Source organism: Desulfosarcina widdelii (genome assembly GCF_009688965.1).
In the GTDB taxonomy this organism is placed as follows: domain Bacteria; phylum Desulfobacterota; class Desulfobacteria; order Desulfobacterales; family Desulfosarcinaceae; genus Desulfosarcina; species Desulfosarcina widdelii.
Map to the genome: position 1 here is coordinate 5,503,624 of NZ_AP021875.1, position 18,420 is coordinate 5,522,043.

An 18,420-nucleotide genomic window follows, 5' to 3' on the forward strand; every position below is an offset into this window, starting at 1 on the left:
CTCGCCTGTATCGATTTGAAACGGTTTTTTTAAGGAAATGTGAACTGACATGTCGATGAAAAATAAACATACACAGCTCAGCTAAACAGGTGATTAACACCGACCGCTGAGCTCGGTAGAGATTGAAATAAGTCTGAATTTATAAAAATTATCAACCATTTCGTTTTCTCTTATACTATAAAAATATGGTAATATTTTTTCACGCTTTACATAATTCATGTGAAAAAAAATAAATAGATTTATCCTCTCTAAATACATTTCTATATAAGTTATTATTTTGTAGCTGTTAATAAATCATTGATCCGATTTAGGAATAAATGGAAATCGTATTCACTGTATTTTTGATTGGTTATGGCTTGCTATTTGCATATTAAGAGTATTGTTTCAGATGCAAATTGGCGGGTGATTGAGACACTTCAAAGTACCGCTTAGACTTTAGGTCGATTACCTGTCTAATTTGGGGCTGTCAAAACAATAGAAAAGTAGGAATATTTTCTAACCTCAATTTCTTTAGCGTCTCTAAAATGTAACTGGTTTTTTATCTTAAAAAATCTTATATGGGTGCCCAATATTTATTGTAGCAAATGATGGTAAACAGCAACATTGCACAACCAATTTTTCTAATTGTTAATGCAGATGATTACGGTTATTTTGAATGTGTTAGCAAGGGCGTGATTGAATGCGCAAAACGAAAAATAATCAGCGCTACCGGATTGGTTGCAAACGGACCAAATTTCACAAATGCTGTTAAATGGTTGGAGGACATCCCAGAGCTTGATGTTGGTGTTCATTTAAATATCACTTATGGCGCCCCCCTTACTTTAAGTATGAAAAAATGCCTGCGTAGCTGCGGCGGTGTTTTCAAATCGGCCATGATTACTGCCGCCATGATTTACAGCAAGAGGATCAATGTCGCAATCATTGAAGAGGAATGGCGTGCACAGATACAAAGATGCATTCGTGCTGGAATAGCGATTAAATTTGTTAATTCACATGAACACATTCATATGCTACCAGTTCTATATGATCGATTGAAGAGCATAGTTGCTGCTTTCGATATCCCCTATGTAAGGTACACTCAGCCCGAATGGACGATTTCTTTCGATCTGAATAGCCATTTTCGTAACATAGTTCTCAATACCATGGTGATGTTTAAAGATAAGGAACAAGTAAAAAATTCTATAGCGCTTATCGGCACGGGTTTGAGCTGTAAATTAAATATCAAATATATTGAGGCATGCTTGAAAAGAATGAGGCCAGGCCGCGTGTATGAATTAATGTGTCATCCGGGCTACCATGACTCAAGCGAAATCAAAGATAGAAGAATCGCCCGTTACCATTCATGGGAAAACGAGTTTCGGCTTTTGATTAGCCCTTCAATGAAACGTTTGCTGAAGGATTTTAACGTAAAGTTAATATCATATAATGATCTTGCGAATGGTCGGATAAAAGAATCGATGTTATTAGAAAATTGATTATTCAAAAGCATGGAAGCCATTGAAAAGAATCAATCGTCTTTGAGTGTAAGTGATATGAGCATAATGGATAGGCCATTGGTCAGTATCGTCTTGCCTGCTTTTAACGAAAAAGAGACCATCGCTATTATGGTCGATTCTTTGATTGTGGAATTGCGGAAGGCAGCGTTCAACTTTGAGATAATCATTGTCGATGACGGTAGTACAGACGATACCTTTGAAGTTTCAAAGAAACTTTCAAGCCGGTACCCTTTTGTCAAAGCCATTCGGTTTAGCCGGAATTTTGGTAAGGAGGCGGCTCTGTTGGTGGGATTAAAGGCCGCTAGCGGGGAAGCCATCGTAAGTATGGATTCAGATTTGCAGCACCCACCAGCCATAATCCATGAGCTTTTTAAAAAATGGCAGGAAGGCTACAAGGTTATACATGCGGTAAAAGAAAACCGAGACGCCGATTCAATCCTCCAAAGGGGCAGGGCATCTGTTTTTAATTTAATATTTAATTGGCTGGGTGGAATTAATCTTTGTAATTCATCGGATTTTATGTTGATCGATCGCTGTGCAGCCAACGTTATTGTTAAGACGATAGGCGAAAAAGAACGCTTTCATCGTGGTTTGGCACATTGGATTGGTTTCAATCAGACAACCATTCCCTTCCGCGTACAAAAGCGCCATGATGGGAGCAAAAGCCGCTTCAAGTTTAAGGCTTTGGTCAAACTGGCTTTGGTCGGCATTATTTCCTTTACCAGCGTTCCGCTTCACCTAATCTCCATATCAGGCTTAATGGTCTTGGTTGTTGGACTGGTAATCGCGTTGGATGCGATCGCGTCTTGGGCACATGGCACTACGTTTTCCGGTTACGCAACGCTCATTATGGTCATGCTGATTATTGGCGGGTTTACCATATTCAGTCTGGGGATTATTGGTGAGTACATCGCCAAGATCTACGAAGAGGTTAAGAACCGTCCCGTTTACATCATTGAATCGACTGTTGGAGTGGAACAACGATGGAATCTTTAATGAACCTTTAAGGTACCATATGATTAGTCGCGATTTATTTCCATTTGCCTTAAGCATGATCATTTCCGGAATCGCTTTTTATTACGCGTTTCATAGTGTGCCACTGGCTTCATTGGTAGCGTACTATAGAGAAATTAATATGCTCAGTGTTTTTGGTGCTTCTTTTGTTGTGGCAGTAAGTGTTTTCGTTAGAGCGCTGCGTTGGAAATATATTACTCATCCTCATAGCCGGCTTACATTTTTTAATGCTTATCACCCGCTGGTAATCGGACTGTTGGCAAACTGCGTATTGCCAGCACGGGTAGGAGAATTGGTAAGACCTTTCTGGCATAAAGCCAAAAATGAAGCTTCATTTTCTGGATGTCTGGCTTCTTTGGCTGTTGAGCGTTTTTTTGATATTTTGACATTGCTTGGTTTTTTGGCAGCTACGTTTATCTTCGTAGATTTTGGAGCCGCTGTTCCGGTCATTTATAGGAATATAGAACTGTCCGAATCGCTTCTTTGGCATTTGGCAGCAATACTGTTTTTGGTAAGTATTTTTCTTTTAGCCGGATTTCTTTTGCTTGGTATTAAGACCGTAGAACATTTCCTTAAAAGGTTAATTTCGAGAATTTCTCTTTTTATAACCAAACGAATGCCTATGATAGGAACTTATGCAGGTGACCAGGGAAGCACACTTCTGACACGACTTATTGATCGAGCTACTGAGGGATTTTCAATTGTTCGCAGCGTTACCGATTCTTTGATTTGTATTGGATTGAGTATCTTATATTGGCTATTATGGACGGCTGGATATTATCTTCTCTCTCGCGGCAGCTCATCCATTAATTTAACGTTTATAGAGGCCACCATATCAATGGTTGTGATATGTTTTTTTATCTCACTACCCTCAATCCCTGGATACTGGGGGCTATGGGAAGCCGGTGGTATTTTCTCATTGTCCTTGTTTGGATTTTCGCCGGATCAAGCAGCCGGTATCACTTTGGCCAACCATGTTATCCAAATGCTCCCGATTTGTCTGGCTGGTATTATTTCCGTCTGGGTGACAGGATTTAATCTTTCGAGAATTCGGTCGTTTGCCATCTCGTCCTGTTCTAAGGAACCTCGATCACAGGTTTAATTGTTTTGAAAAGCTAACAATAAAATACATCTGAAAAACACCTGGTGCGCCGTCATAGGGTATCGAAAGCATGATATATTCATACAACCACCGGACAGCGACATACAGAGACAGCTTCATGTTGTCTTCCAGATTTCGCCTATTTTTCTGTTATTCCACTGTCCTTGTGGTGAATTGGTTTTGCAATTACATGCTGTTCAAAGATTTTGGGTTGTATATTGACGACTACTATCGAATTACAAAAATTTTGATATCGATTCGAGAGGGCGTTGTTGAAATACTTACGACAATTTTCTCTTCACCAGTTAATGTGAGACCCCTTCATGGCGCGTTTATTTATGCGCTGTCGTATGCAGGTTTTAGCTTTGGTGGCTTAGGTGGTATCTATATTATAGGTTTTGTTATTTTATCAATCAATGCAATCCTTTGTTTCGTGTTGATTAATACCCTTGCGAAAAATGAATTAACCTCGCTGATTGGCTCATTGGCGTTTGTCCTTTATCCGGCGTCAACCACAAAAATATGGATTACAGCAGCATTAGGGATACAGCCCGCAATCACTTTAGTTTTGCTTGCCTTCGTCTTTTATCTTAAGGAAATGCAATGGCTTTCCTACCTATTTGTTGTGATCTCATTATTTTGCTACGAGACTGTATATTGGGTTTTTTTTGCCGCACCGCTATTTTTCTATCCATGGAATCGAAGTATACAAAATAAAGTGCTGAAGCATGGAATTATTATGGCCTGCATATTTGCCGCCTTTTTCATTTTTAAGATAGTCGGTTCGGATCCGCGTTTACAAGATAGCAGTGTAAGTAATCTGCTTTTGAAAAGCATCGAACACTTAGTGGAGGGCCCCTTTTATAACCTTCGTGGACAGTTGTTTTTCCTCGTGAAGACTGCCACCATCATAAACACAAGTGACATTATTTTTCTAATAATTGTTAGCATGGCGATTACGTTGGTGATATCGATTGTCGGGTCACGTAAAGAAAACGATAATAGGGACCTGCATTTAATCCGCAATGGCACCCTCGTTGCGTCTGGTAACCCACTTTTTAAAGGAAACATGGGTAATTATAAATTGACGCTAATTGGCATGGTAATGCTCATTTTGGCATATCCACTGACACTTAATGGCAGTGTGCAAACAGTTTATGGCATGGAATCAAGATTTCACTTATCCGCATCGATAGGTACCGCTTTTATCTATGCCGGCGTCTGTGCTCGTATTCTGAGTTTTTTTGATAATCTTAAAAAAGGAACGATAGGACGCTTTCTGCTTTCTATAATGGCATCGTTATTACTTCTCAACGGCATTCAAATTCAGAAAGACTATCGAGATGCCTATTGTGTTCAAAGACGTTTCTGGCAAGATTTTTTGAATTCTTACCATAATTTTCGGGAAGATACTCTTATATTTTTCGAGACCCAAGCTGTAAAACGTTTTAGAAGTATTCCCACTTTTGATTGGTCATCAGCATATATCTTGGAAAATATCTATACGTTTCCTGAAAACTGGGAAAGGAAACCCAGGGTTTATGTCGTCAACAAGCCTGGTTTGTCCAAAATTTTGAATACAATGGATGAAATTACACTGTCTGATTTGGATAAAATGCAATTCATCAATGTCGTTATCTCATCGGATTTCGGAAGAATAATTGATAAAAAAAACAGCTTTATTGTCTATTACGATAGCGTACCACCGAATCGCTTGATAAGTAGAACGACCAACGACTTTGGGAATCGAACTGATAAAATAAATAGCGGTGATCTAAATCATTATTCAAAGGGTGTGTTGTACAAGTTGCTGCTAAAAGATATTTGACACCCAACCTTTCAGCGCTGATTACATCTATGAACGGGTAACCAGTGTCAGCTCTTCAACCGATCAATAAGTTCTATAATTGAAATCCAGAATGGGCACAAAAATTTCTTTTTCCTCTAAATGCAACTCCTTCCTGATCGTAGAAGGTCTATGATGGCGAAAAAGTTGAACCATCATTTGTTTAAAAGGGGCGACACCCATTATTTCCAGGCATCCGTGAACGGGCACTCCGATAAAAAATCGCTTGGCAGGGACATCGGACAGGCAAGAGTGCTGCGAGATCAGCTACTGAATGAAATCCACTGGGGGCACCTCGATATTAAAAGCGACCGCCTGGTGGTTGGAGAAGTTGGTAAAAGGTGGATCAAAACCCAGGAACTCAAACTCCATTCGTTCGCGGCTTTGATGCTGTCATCCGGAGAATCTGTTGGGTGGGTTCAGTCGATGATGGGGGCGCGCGAGCTTGAGGATGATTCAGGAACACTATTTTCGATTCATCCCCAATTTGACCCATGAAGACGGGAGTGCGTTTGCGAAGAAGTTTGAACGCTGTCATAGACTGCCAGCTCTTCGGCGGGCTTCTCCATTTTACCCAAAGTAACTCCTTGCCAGCTTCCATTACTTTGTCGGTGGCTTCTTTCACCAGGTCCTCGTCCGCCTTGTCCTCTGGAATGTTGACCGTTTCACACTTCAACAACGCGGAAATGGCCTTGGCCACTTTTACAGCGGTTTCAGCGATTGATTTACCGACACGAACATCCTTCTTGGCGAACTCCAACTGAACAGATTGAACGCCGGCGAGATCGCCACCGGTAATCTTGAAATACTGGTTCATGTTGGTGGGACTGGCACCGCGATACTTTTTTGCTTGTCCGTGCGTTGTTTTGGTGGAAAGGTCATTATCGCAGAGCAGTTTGACGAACTGTTTTGCTTTTTCGGCGTCCATTGATTCGCCATTGCCTTTACCCTGGCCATAGCCAACCAAGCATTTGGCGTCACCATAGGACCTTTTCTGTGCCTCTTTCGCAAGATTTTCATCTTTGATGCCGTGAATCCAAAAAACGTGAGTATTACCCGGATCGGTGATGCTGGTGGTGATGTTTTCGATAAAAGTGGGATGTGCCTTTGCGTGGGCAATGTAGTTTAGGTCGGCAAGCCGTTCATCAATGTTTGGTTCACCGTAATTGCCATCCTTACCTTTCTCGGGCTTCTTGAAGGCTTCGTTGATGATGGCATGACAACCAAGTTTTTTCTGGATGGCTATCGCTGTACCTCTTTGAACTCCAAAGCGTATTGAGATTGCGACCGGATCGCTCGTTTTACTGTTGCTTTAGATTCTGACCTGTTGAGATATCCAAGTAGCGCAGCCATATCCTCGTCGCTTGCTCGTGAACCAATGATTACCTCGGCAACAGCGTCTGTACCAAAGATATAGCTCCTTCCTACGTATCTGCGAAATATTAATCGATACTCGTCTTCATGCTTCCAATGCACTGATTTAGTATACAAAGTGGTTTCCATTTGATCGCGTTGCATATCTGTCACCCCGCCATTGCCAATATCAATGCAAATCTCAGGTGGCCTCATGCTGTAATCGACCTTATGTAGCATCAACAACATATTTTGGCGTAGCAATGAACTCTGGTGCTGGGCTATAGTTGCCGACTTAAGTCCAACGCATAAAGGGAAATTCGGGCCAGTTTTCCTGTTTTAGTATCAATCTTCATTTCCAGAACTATCCAATATTTCAGGAAAAATCAATGAAATTCGATCTTTAACCAGGGTTGGTAATTACCGAGAGTGCGGTGCTTTTAGTGGAAGGATAACTTCCGGATAACACGGTGGTTATTTGAAAAAGACGTCCTCAAACATCTAATTATCATAGTTCAGTTCAGGTGTATGGGCTGGAGTCTATTTTGTTTTTATTTAACCAGTTATAGAGATTTGGCAACGTTGTTCCGTATTTTTTCGCCACATACGATTTGGTCGAGCCGTTTTTGAGCAACGCTACAATTTCCTCATGGTATTCATCGAGTTTCGATTTTCCTGGACCTGACGGCCGCCCCAACTTCATACCGCTTGCCCTGCGCGCCCTCAACGCCTCCCTGGTACGTTTGCTGATGAGGTCACGCTCTATCTCGGCGGCAATCGAAAATGCCATTGCCATGACTTTGGATTGAAGACTCCCGTCTAACTCCCATCCGCCTTTAACGGAATAAATGCAAACCTCCTTTTGATTCAATACGGACAGCATCTCCATTATTTCGAGCATGGACCTACCCAGGCGTGACAGTTCCGGCACTATAATTCTATCACCGCTATCCAGCATATCGATCACATCTTTAATTTTCCGATCCTTCCAGCACTTCCTTCCGCTGACCTTCTCCTCTACCCACTCAACCTTTCCAAAGTCCTTATCATTTGCCAGATCAAGGATTTCATGCTTGTTCTTTTCAAGATCCTGATCGACAGTCGATACCCTCAAGTAACCAATCGTCTTGATATTTTTCTTACCCACAAATTGCACTCCTTCGGAATTTAGATGAAAACCATCTATAATAACATTATATTTATAATTTTATAAAAAGTTATTCAATGGTTTTCATTTTGTGTTTTTGATAGGTATATACGGTCGTTAACGTTTTATAATCGATGGCGATCCTTGTTGCAGTATTATTCAACATCAACATATTCCATAGTCACACAGAGCAGATGATCATAGTCGCCCGATGTTGCTTCGCTAAGATAGCGGTCAATATATTCTTTATCAGCTCCACCTAGCCATAGAGCTTTCTTCACTCGTCCCAAGATTGAAAAAGCATTCCCGTCTTGATCGATCAATTTCACGTTCGGTTTTGTTGCTGGTGCTATCATTTGTACACCTCCAGTTAAATTATGATTACTTGCATATTCCAGATATGGTTTTTATGAATGGTTCATTATGATTCCGACTTTCTCGCACGGGTTAGGTTCCGCCTAAACCGATCCTACGAGGTTAGGCGGTATCATCATTGGTGCGCCCTGCCTAAACAAATGAACGCTCCAAGCATCAAGATGACGGCCGCCCAAATGATCGGCTGCGGAAGGATTGAAATTACGTAAGCGATGCCTATGACAGCTAAAATGATTGCTGCGATAATGATTACCGGTTTGAACAATTCCATTCATGCCTCCTTATGTTGGGGATATGATTCGATACAATGTCTTATCAGTAATTTATATATATAGCGGTCAGTGATTAAATGGATTGCACGAAGGTGAGATGAAAATTTCGGTAAGTGAAAGCAGAAATGCTTTTTGAAATGAAAAATGGGTGCCGCCTGGAACACGGTGCCTGGAGCACTAACGAAGGATCTGTGTGGGTGTGAAACGGGAACTGCAGAACTAAAGGGGCAACGGTGTTTGCACTGTTTTTGTGGTTGGATCATACATGGATTTCAACAAAATTTTTAAGCTTATTCTATAAACGTTTTCAAAGGTTACAAATTTCATGATATACAGATCTATATACTAACCGGTTAGATTTGGAGAATAGCTATGGATGCCACAGAAAGTCATGTCTTCGATCATTTGGCCCATAGAGGATATGTTGATGTTATTTTTGAACCAGATGGAAATATCCCACCAGATTTTTTAGTTGATGGAGTCATTGCTATCGAAGTTCGGCGTTTGAATAAAAATTATTTTAATGAGAATGGTGTGAAAGGGCTCGAAGAAGTCTCTATCCCATTGGTAAAGAAAATCAATACACTTCTTGATAATCTTGGCGTACCAATCAATGATGAAAGCTGGTTTGTTGACTTTTGTTTTAGTCGCCCAGTCAGACATTGGAAAAATTTAGAGCCAGAGTTGCGTCAAGCGCTGGAAGAGTTTAAGTCATCACCGGCTAAACAGAATGCAGTATTCCGAACACCAGGATTCAAACTTAAAATTTTTAGGGCGAGCAAAATACATTCGACAATGTTTGTTATGGGGGGCTTTATCGATGGCGATGCTAATGGTTGGGAGCTTCCTGATATGCAAATGAACGTCAATTTTTGCGTGGATGAAAAATCAAAAAAAGTTGAAAAATATCAGCATAAATACCAACAGTGGTGGCTTATGCTTGTTAATCGTATTGTCCATGGTCTTTCCAAGTCAGATCAAGACAAGTTGCGCAAGCTCGTATCGATTGAACATGCATGGGACAAGATAATTATCATCGATCCTCAGGACCATAAAAAATGGTTCGAAATCTAACCAACTTCTACACCTTGCATAGAAAGTTTTCTGTTACGCCAAAGATTGGCCCGGTGCCATTGGGCCGATAGGGAAGAAAATAATGATTGGAAAGATAAATTTCTTTTGAGTTTTAATCATATATAAAGGAGGTGTGTTGATGTTTAATAAAATGTTTTCCGCATTGTTTTTAAGCATCATTTCGGTATCTGTTTTATATCCAAATATACTATATGCTTCAAATGACGATAAAGAATTCAAAATTGCTCAATCTTTTGGATTTAGTGAAATTGAATCTCTTGATTCCATAAAACATACTTTTAAAGAAGGCGGGTTAGAGAAATTAAAAAGAACACTTTTTTATGTAAACGATCATGGTTCTGCTAACTATCGAATAAGTCAAAAAGTCGATAAATATCTGATTTATACTATTACAAATTCATATGAAAGTTTTGTTTCTTTGCCAATGATAGCTATACTACCTTTAAAAGGCGAATATATTCAAAAGGGAATTTTTATTCCGGGTGAATACTATAAGGTATTAGACATAATTGAATTTAAAAAAGCAGATGGTTTCCCAATAACTTTGCCTCTACTTGAACGAGTAATGAGTAAAGAACAATTAATAGGATATGGAACACCGCCCAATGACACAGACTGCAGAAAAAGAATAATTGGTGCATGGTCAAAAGGTTGGTATAAAAATTCAGACGAACTATATATTTATATAAATGTTTATAAACCAAATGGAATCTATGAAGAAATAAAGTATAGTATAAATATTGATTCTAAAATTTGGGAAAAGTCATTAGGGAATGGGACTTGGGAACTTCAAGATCATATCCTACAATTTGCAGAGAAGCATTCCGGAAAGTGGCAAAAATTATCAAAAAAGGATAATTGGATAACTGTGCAATCCAATATTGAGGGCTCATCAAGTAGCGGAGGATGTAGAATTATACAGCTCACAGACAATATCTTGACTGCAACACAGGGACGAGAAGAAACATATCTTCGATTGAAAGACCATAGTTTAAATGAAGCAAAAAAACTTTATAATAGATTACCTAATTAAATTATCAATATCAATCTGACCTATCGGAAGTGCATTCGCGGCATCCCAATGTATCGTTGCCCTTATGAAAATTCTGGATGATACCGATAGAATTACAGAATAAAATATACACAAAAGGCGGGAATACCGCATCGAGAATCAAGCGCAGATTCTCAATATGTGCACCTCACTTTGGTTGCGGGTCAGGATCAGGTTTTCCCAACCATAACACCCTGGTCTTGACCCTGCATCCTTGGGGAATGTAATTTGTTATGGGGGATGTATAAATGTCAAACCAATCCAACCGCAGGATTATCACAAATCGCCAGTTGAATTTTACGCTGTGTCCGGTGGACACTTACAATAAAAAAGAAATGCCCTATAGTTTGCCTAACTATTCCATCGATGGGACATGGAACCAGCACCAATCAATAATTTTAGATGTACTATTGGATAGACTTTATAACGATAAATATTCAAAACTTGGAAGCTTACCGAGAAGCTGGCGATCCCAAAAAGTGTTGGACGTAATTTCTGAATTTGATGAAGGAGCGATAAATCCGGAAAATTTGGAATACATTTCTCAACCACCATTTGAAGCATATAAAAAGTCATTAGATAAAGATACAATTGAGAATTATAGATATTCATTTCAGGGATCAATGGGAAATGAATTTAATGCAAATGAATTTGAAAAATATCTAAAAAAATTTAGTGGCTATAGATCGTTTAAGGAGGATATGGAAGAAAGAACGAGGCGACTATATGTAGATGAGGGCGTCGCATTTATCACATCAAATCTTTTTAGAGATTATCCTGTTTTAAAAAAATATCGCTATAACTTATACGACTATGTCAAAAGAATTAGCGAAGTTAAGTTTAAAATGAACTACAAAGTGAAATTCATAGATGTTGAACCTGGAATGAATGAAAAGACAAAAAGATACTCACGTGGGAACATTACTGACATATACTATAATATGATGGATAGTGAGCAAATTTTTACAGCTGAATTTGATAAAGATGCCTTTGCAATATACCTCAAATCCCCATTGGGGAAAATGGTTCTTCACAATACGTTGATATTGGATACCGATTGGATTACTGAAAGTGCACTTAAATTAACTAAAAACGCCTACTTTATATATAAACGATTCGTTCTTAACAGAGTTGCTGGAGGACATAAAGCAGAAGAAATACGCTTGTGGTTTAGCGATATTAAATCGTTTCTTGATATTCACTGGGATAACAACAGTGGTGTTCATAAATCTATCGACAAAGCGTTTAAAGAAATGCTGGCAAAAGGGCTTGCTGATGGTTATAGCTGGAATAATGATCATATTGGACAAAGACAATATGTATTGACTTTTGAGCATCAAAAAAAGGGGGTTGAAAAACAGCAGGATAATGGCGATAAATTGCTAAAAGTGCCGACATAAGTAGATCACTTTTTAAAACGCATATAAATTTTATAAAAACGCATAAAATTATTGAATAAACGCATATATATTTCAAATATTCGCATATAAATATAGTTATAACCAACAAAAATTATTATGAAAAAATGCTTATAAATGTTATAAACATTTAAATAGAGTTTGACAACTCTCTTTTCTGTAAAAACCTTTTCAGGGAACGCCTCGCAAGCGGGCGTCCCTTACAAGGTTCGCTGAGGCGATATTCCAAGATGTCGGTTCAAGACTAATCTAAAGGGTATCGGCCGGTAATCGTTCAAGACACGCCCTTTTACCATCGACTATATCACCAGCAAATGCCCTTTTCAAATTTTCGAGTAATTCCTCCCAGGACATACCTTCAAACTAAAGAGAATTAGCTGCTATTTACCAGAACATTCAACCGGCAATAAACTTCATCTATTTCCATGTTTCAACTGCGGAGGTAATGGACTTTGGATGTGCCGTTAATGTTTGTTGATATCACCGGCGATTAGCAATTCCAAACGCTCGATGATAAGCTCCCGGACATACCCATCTTATGGGCAGATCATAGTTGAAACCATTTCATAGTTATTCAATGAATCATGTCCTTAACCTTCTGGCAATTTTCAAATTACCCATCAAGCTCCCTTTGGTATTCCCTTTCAAACTCCACGCCAGTATAGTCGACCAGCATAGTATCCAAATCAGTGTCCATCATCGCTTCCATACGGTTCAGTTAGCGGGCCAGTATACTGTGGGTGCGGGCGACCATTTTACCTCATCATGCTTGACAAGCCCGGTGAACGGACATATATAAGGTAGCACATAACAGTTAGCGTAGCTTCGGCACGCAAGACTCGCGCATCCCCAGCATTAAGCGGTTATTTGGGACTATCAAGCGTGAGCATCCGGGAAATGGTGTACGGGTGTTCCTTGGAGTTTCAAATTAACCGTTTTTTTTGTTTTAAAGAAAGGAATGTACAATGAGAAAAATGTTGGGAACGCAAGATTATGTCACGATCGCAAGGGAATGGTCCAGCAAGAGCATCGAGCAGCTGGCAGATGAACTCGGAGTATCGCAAAATACTATCAGGAAGGCAGCACAAAAACTGCGTGAGAAGGATCCTTCGAAGTGCGCGAAGGCAAAGAGAAGAACCCGTGATGACATCGCGGAAGAAGCAATTCGCATACTGAATGGTCAAGCCGCTTAACACCATGCCGGGAACACCCACCCCACCTTTGGCAATGGCGATCCTCCCGGACAAGTTCCGGGGGGATCATAAAAATCAACGATAGCAGGGTCCAGAACCACGGATTATCTTACGGCCGCCGCCCGCGACGGCTACCCCCTAATTACCTTCCACCGAAACAGTTCACGGCCACACACGGCCACCTTATTAGATTGAGTTACTCTGACCCGGAAGGGTAACAGAGGAACGTGAGAAAAAGTAGAAACATTGACAGTAGTAAAAAGTCCTATACAATTGCACCAATGCACAATATGTGGGGGCGATGTATGAAGGGACGTATTTACTCAATGCAAAAATGCCCTCTTTGCGGTGGCATTTTTTATCACGATGAGAATCGGGCCGGGCTGTTTTGTAAACAGCACCCCCAAATAGCAGCAAATAGCAAGTTTGTAGTGCGCTTTGGAAGATCGATTACAAAGCGATTTCGTGAGTATCATGAAGCGGAACGTTTTCTCACAGGATTACGTTTCGAGAATGACAAAGGCACCTTCGACGTTCGCGACTACCGTAAAGATAATCCGCTCGGGTTCAAAAACCTTGCAAACAAATGGATTGAACAGAAGAAGCGAACGAAGATCAAGAAGAAAACTGTTCAATCGTATGAGAATTTTTTGAATAGAGCTATTGATGTCTGGGGGCAGGGCAATGTCAAAACAATAGGCACCGGTGAGGTCGAAGATTTTTTAATGGCCGATCACAGGGACAAAAGAACCAATGAGAAGATATCCGACAAGACACGCCACAACATGAAATCCTGCCTACACCAATTCCTTAAGTGGGTTGCTCGAAGGGAAAAAGGGTTTGAGTTGCCTGAATTCCCGGAGATTGCATTTGAGTTAGGATGGCGTAACACGGTGAGCATCGGAGTGCAGCAGGCGATCATTGAAGAGGTAAAACGAATATCATTCAAGATTGAACCAAAGATATGGTTAGGAATTAAACTGCTTGCTACATACATTAAAATCCGTCCAGGTGAAATGCGTAATGTGAAGGAAAGGGATATCAACCTGGAATCTGGAGTCATCCATATTCGTCATCCGAAAGAGGGGTCACGAAAGCAAGGCAAATTTGCTATTTTGGACGGCGAGGACATTGAATTGATCAAAAGCTTCCCCAGGTCGATTGATCCAGATTTGTATTTCTTCCGTCATATGGCCACCAGATCGGGTGTCAAAGTGGGGGAACAGTTTGGCCCCAAATACTTCAAAAAATTTTGGGATAAAGCATGTGATAATCTCGGTGTCAAAGGGGTTGACCTATACGGCGGAACAAAGCACTCGACAGCAACCGCTTTGGGTGAGTTTATGACTCCGGAGGAGATCAAACGCGGTGGAACCGGCTCTGCCACTAACAAGGCGTTCGAGAGGTATTTCCAGCCCCGTAGAAGGGAGTCCGTAAAGGTGGTGTCCACGATCAAAGATTTGCAGAAAAAGAGGGCCGGGAAAGTTGTCAAAATGCAGAAATAAAAAATGTTGTTCAGGTGAACAACATCTGAACAACATTTCGAACAATGTAAAATCTTACAACTTATTGTTTTTACATTGTAATAATGGTGGAGGGCTCGCCGCCTTCCGGAAATCCAGTCCCCCCAGTGCCAACACACCAAAAGCCCTTTATTTACAATGCGTTGAGAGCCTCCGAATCACGTTCTCCGCATCCCTACGCGGGAAATGTTTTTCTCCACATTTTCTCCAAACAGAGAATGGACATGGGTTCGATTCCCGTTTGCATCAAATGCGGTGATATCGTAATTCAGGTCCTCAAAATCAACCGCACAATCAGATCTCCATTCCCGCGTGTAAGCCTATTCAGAACCGTTCTCTTTCACTCACAATTAACTGAAAGCTTTCAATATTAATGGGTTATCAAAGAATAGGTCGTTTCCTGTGGGTGGGGGGAATGAGGTTGAAGACCATTTTGTGGTCTCGTCCCTCCAGCTTGCACAGGACCAGAATGGACTTGTCCGCACGGTATACACACAGGCAAGGAGGACCTTTTTTGTTGTCCAATATGAATATTGAGTGCATCCATCTCCACCCTATAATCCTTTAACATCGGTTAAAGACGACTATAATTGATCGGGGCACCGTGACATTCTTTTCACTAAAGAAGGTTCAGGCTATTCTTTTCATATATTAACGTCCTGAAACTTATTCCAAAAAACTCAGTTGTTATCTTCGTTGACGCCACCAGCTTATTTGGGCTTCAAGATGATTTTACATCCTCTACATCCTCCCGCTTCTCATGATCGATATCAGCAACCAGAAGCCCATGGCGCCTGCAACCATGAAGCCGATCAGGCCGATAACGGGGATTTCATTCCATTTTGGTGGAACTCCCGAAAGAACAATAAGGCCCGAGCCGATCACCAGGGATGCCAGGACAACGGCAAAGGAAAGCCGGTTGCTGATCCGGTCATTGGCGGCGATCATCGGTTCCAGTCCACGATGTTCAAACTCCATTTTGACCTTGCCCTGTCTTACCAATTTGAGAATTGTTCGAACCTCTCCTGGGATATCCTTTAAAAGGTAGAAAAGATCGGTCCCGGAATCGACCATGTCTTTTCCGATTCGTCGGGGGTGGATACGGTTTAACTGAATGCGTTTCATGAATGGAGCGGCCTGTTCGATAACATCCAAATTTGGATCAAGCGCCCGGCCGAGTCCTTCCACCGTACTCAGTGCCTTGATCATCAAAAACAGATCGGGCGGGATACCCAGACGATGTTTTTTCGCCATCTCCAGAAGCTGGTGCAACAGCGGTCCCAGTTCCACATCCTTTAGTGGACGGTAGCAATGTTGATCCATAAACTCGGCCGTATCTCTTTGAAAGGCAGGATAATCCGGTCCCTCCTCCGAAAGAGTGAGCCTTAGCAGGGCTTTTGCTGCCTCTCTCTCATCCCGATGGACGATACTCATGATCAGATCGGCGAAGCGTTCCCGCGTTTCCAGATCAAGTCGTCCCATCATGCCGAAGTCTATATAGCAGATGACATTGTCCGGAAGGACAAAGATGTTGCCCGGATGGGGATCGGCATGAAAAAAACCATGGACAAAGATCTGCTTCATGATCAAGATGAGGCCTTGTCGGGCAATTTTGCTCCGGTCAAGCCCCTCTTTTTCCAACCGGTCAATATCGGAAGCCTTAACACCTCTTATATGTTCCATGGTTAGAACCCGTGATGTCGTTGCTTCGCGATAGACCTGCGGCACATAAACCGCAGGCTCATCCTCAAACTGCCTGGCAAATCGCTCCGTGTGCGCCGCTTCCAGAGTATAGTCCAGTTCCTTCTCCAGCGTATGGGCAAATTCTTCCACTACCCTGGTGGGGCGCTGTATATCCCATCCTTCCAGGTGACGCTCCATCAAGCCCGCCAGGTGCGTCATGATCTCCAGGTCCACTTCGATAGTACGTTGGATGCCTGGCCTCTGAATCTTGACGACAACATTTTTTCCATCAGGCATTCTCGCTTGGTGAACCTGACCGATAGAGGCGGCCGCAAGAGGTTTTTTATCAAAACTGGAAAAAAGCTGATCAATCGGTTTTTGGAGTTCCTCTTTGACAACTGCGTCCACCTCCGGGAATGGAAACGGCGGCACTTCATTCTGAAGCTTGGAAAGCTCTTGCATAAACTCAACCGGCAACAGGTCGGGTCGGGTGGAGAGAATCTGGCCCATCTTGAGGAAAGTGGGCCCCAGTTCTTCCAAGACCATCCTTACCCGAACAGCGCGGGGGAGCGTCTCGATTTTCTCCCGGCGTCTACGGGAAATCATCTGTAATCCAATTTCCAGATACTGTTCGATCTTAAGCGCGTCAATCAGGTCTCCAAAACCATACTTAAAAAGCACGGTAAGGATTTGGCGATAACGCTGCATGTGGCGGTAGGTACGCCCAACACTTCCGATTTTAAAAAAGGTCAAATTACTTTTCTCCTTCCTACGACCAATTTGAGAAAATCAAAACTCAGTATGTAAAAGAAAGGGTAATGGAGCCGAAAACCTGATCGTCTTCTTGTCCTTCAAACGCTTTTGTCCGCAAAACGTGGGTGTAGCAAAGCTTAAAGCGCTGAATGATCAATCCGACGCCTGCTCCAATATCAGCCACAAAACGTTTTTTATCAACGCTGTGGCTGTCGGTAAAGGTGTTGCCGTCCAGAAAAATGTTATGCAGCATGGCACGCCCGGCGACCATACCAAACACATACAGTCCGAAGCCATGATCACTTTTGACGCGCGGGTCCTGTGCACTCAGAGGGGCATTGGAATCGCCGGCTGGTCGGATTAGAGAGGTCCCGAAATCCCTGGTGATATTCCATCCCAGCCGGGCTTCCATTCCGGCATTGGCATAGGTGTAAACATTGCCCAGTGCGCCGCCCAGATGAGGAATGACATCAAAACCAAGTTTCCCGATATCCCTAGCATACAGAAAGCGCCATTTTCGTTCGTATATGACGGCAAGTCCAGGTTCGTCTTTGATTTGATTGTCCCAGCCATTCGGGCATTGATCCCCTCTCCATTCATGAACCCATTTTTGCGTCTGTTCGGCAAAAGATGCGGGACCTACCATGCCGATCTGTATCTCCATCGAATCCAGGCGACGCTCATTTTTACTGTGCAGGCCGATGCCGAAGTAGGTCCATCCCGCATATGGGCGGTCATCTTCAATCAGATCTTCAGCCTCAAGATCCCCAGGTGTATACATGTTCTGTCCGATGGAGATGACGACATTGCGTTGCAGCCCCGGCTCATTGATGAAAGGCAGCCTGCCTATGAGCGGCAAGCTCCAGCCCGGCAGCCTGCCACTCTCTGCATAACCGGTCAAGTCGGGTGAAATCCAGGACAGCTTTATACCGTTGGTGTAGCTCTGGTCGGTATCCGCAAACAGATCGTTTTCAAAATAAAAGCTGAATGTCCGTGAATTTTCCGCGGCGTCACACGGTATACCCCCAAAAACAAGTGCAATGCTCATTGGCCATACCAAATATTTGAATGCAGTTCGTTTCACAGTTTCAGCTGCCAC

15 protein-coding genes are annotated in these 18,420 nt (G+C 42.0%); 9 read left to right on the forward strand and 6 right to left on the reverse strand.

Features of this window, described 5'->3' with window-relative positions; genetic code table 11:
• Window positions 1-584: 584 nt before the first annotated feature.
• The 4 genes from GN111_RS25200 to GN111_RS25215 all read left to right on the forward strand — a co-directional run bounded on the left by GN111_RS25200 (window position 585) and on the right by GN111_RS25215 (window position 5,440).
• A complete protein-coding gene (locus GN111_RS25200) occupies window positions 585-1,475 on the forward strand; it encodes a carbohydrate deacetylase (RefSeq protein ID WP_155306406.1) in 891 nt (296 codons plus the stop codon).
• A 12-nt stretch (window positions 1,476-1,487) separates the two neighbouring features.
• The gene (locus GN111_RS25205; RefSeq protein WP_155306407.1) at window positions 1,488-2,492 is read left to right on the forward strand and encodes a glycosyltransferase family 2 protein; all 1,005 of its coding nucleotides are present in this window, start codon (window positions 1,488-1,490) and stop codon (window positions 2,490-2,492) included.
• A 19-nt stretch (window positions 2,493-2,511) separates the two neighbouring features.
• Window positions 2,512-3,612, forward strand: a complete 1,101-nt coding sequence (locus tag GN111_RS25210) for a lysylphosphatidylglycerol synthase transmembrane domain-containing protein (protein WP_155306408.1) — start codon at window positions 2,512-2,514, stop codon at window positions 3,610-3,612.
• A gap of 190 nt (window positions 3,613-3,802) precedes the next feature.
• Window positions 3,803-5,440: a hypothetical protein gene (locus tag GN111_RS25215; protein WP_155306409.1), complete on the forward strand. Its 1,638-nt coding sequence runs from the start codon at window positions 3,803-3,805 to the stop codon at window positions 5,438-5,440.
• A 379-nt stretch (window positions 5,441-5,819) separates the two neighbouring features.
• Here the strand turns inward: GN111_RS25215 and GN111_RS25220 are convergent, their stop codons facing one another.
• The 4 genes from GN111_RS25220 to GN111_RS25235 all read right to left on the reverse strand — a co-directional run bounded on the left by GN111_RS25220 (window position 5,820) and on the right by GN111_RS25235 (window position 8,604).
• Window positions 5,820-6,386: a hypothetical protein gene (locus tag GN111_RS25220; RefSeq protein WP_155306410.1), complete on the reverse strand. Its 567-nt coding sequence runs from the start codon at window positions 6,384-6,386 to the stop codon at window positions 5,820-5,822.
• A gap of 945 nt (window positions 6,387-7,331) precedes the next feature.
• Window positions 7,332-7,958: a recombinase family protein gene (locus GN111_RS25225; RefSeq protein ID WP_197740423.1), complete on the reverse strand. Its 627-nt coding sequence runs from the start codon at window positions 7,956-7,958 to the stop codon at window positions 7,332-7,334.
• A gap of 155 nt (window positions 7,959-8,113) precedes the next feature.
• The gene (locus tag GN111_RS25230; RefSeq protein ID WP_155306411.1) at window positions 8,114-8,314 is read right to left on the reverse strand and encodes a hypothetical protein; all 201 of its coding nucleotides are present in this window, start codon (window positions 8,312-8,314) and stop codon (window positions 8,114-8,116) included.
• Window positions 8,315-8,448: 134 nt separating this feature from the next.
• Window positions 8,449-8,604 carry a hypothetical protein gene (locus GN111_RS25235; RefSeq protein ID WP_155306412.1) on the reverse strand — a complete coding sequence of 52 codons (156 nt, stop codon included), beginning with the start codon at window positions 8,602-8,604 and terminating at the stop codon, window positions 8,449-8,451.
• Between the two features lie 373 nt (window positions 8,605-8,977).
• Here GN111_RS25235 and GN111_RS25240 point away from each other — a divergent pair, with 373 nt between their 5' ends.
• The 5 genes from GN111_RS25240 (at window position 8,978) to GN111_RS25260 (ending at window position 14,867) form a co-directional block, all read left to right on the forward strand.
• Window positions 8,978-9,679, forward strand: a complete 702-nt coding sequence (locus GN111_RS25240) for a hypothetical protein (protein WP_155306413.1) — start codon at window positions 8,978-8,980, stop codon at window positions 9,677-9,679.
• Window positions 9,680-9,818: 139 nt separating this feature from the next.
• Window positions 9,819-10,733 carry a hypothetical protein gene (locus GN111_RS25245; RefSeq protein ID WP_155306414.1) on the forward strand — a complete coding sequence of 305 codons (915 nt, stop codon included), beginning with the start codon at window positions 9,819-9,821 and terminating at the stop codon, window positions 10,731-10,733.
• Window positions 10,734-10,999: 266 nt separating this feature from the next.
• The gene (locus GN111_RS25250; RefSeq protein ID WP_155306415.1) at window positions 11,000-12,151 is read left to right on the forward strand and encodes a hypothetical protein; all 1,152 of its coding nucleotides are present in this window, start codon (window positions 11,000-11,002) and stop codon (window positions 12,149-12,151) included.
• A 983-nt stretch (window positions 12,152-13,134) separates the two neighbouring features.
• Window positions 13,135-13,362: an HTH domain-containing protein gene (locus GN111_RS25255; protein ID WP_155306416.1), complete on the forward strand. Its 228-nt coding sequence runs from the start codon at window positions 13,135-13,137 to the stop codon at window positions 13,360-13,362.
• Window positions 13,363-13,667: 305 nt separating this feature from the next.
• Window positions 13,668-14,867 (forward strand): site-specific integrase, encoded by a 1,200-nt coding sequence (locus GN111_RS25260; RefSeq protein ID WP_170302463.1) that lies wholly within the window; start codon window positions 13,668-13,670, stop codon window positions 14,865-14,867.
• A 759-nt stretch (window positions 14,868-15,626) separates the two neighbouring features.
• On the opposite strand, the gene GN111_RS25265 is transcribed toward GN111_RS25260, so the two are convergent.
• Together GN111_RS25265 and GN111_RS25270 are read right to left on the reverse strand one after the other, a co-directional pair.
• The gene (locus GN111_RS25265) at window positions 15,627-17,321 is read right to left on the reverse strand and encodes an ABC1 kinase family protein (protein WP_231715555.1); all 1,695 of its coding nucleotides are present in this window, start codon (window positions 17,319-17,321) and stop codon (window positions 15,627-15,629) included.
• A 43-nt stretch (window positions 17,322-17,364) separates the two neighbouring features.
• Window positions 17,365-18,369 (reverse strand): lipid A deacylase LpxR family protein, encoded by a 1,005-nt coding sequence (locus tag GN111_RS25270; RefSeq protein WP_155306418.1) that lies wholly within the window; start codon window positions 18,367-18,369, stop codon window positions 17,365-17,367.
• Window positions 18,370-18,420 lie beyond the last annotated feature (51 nt).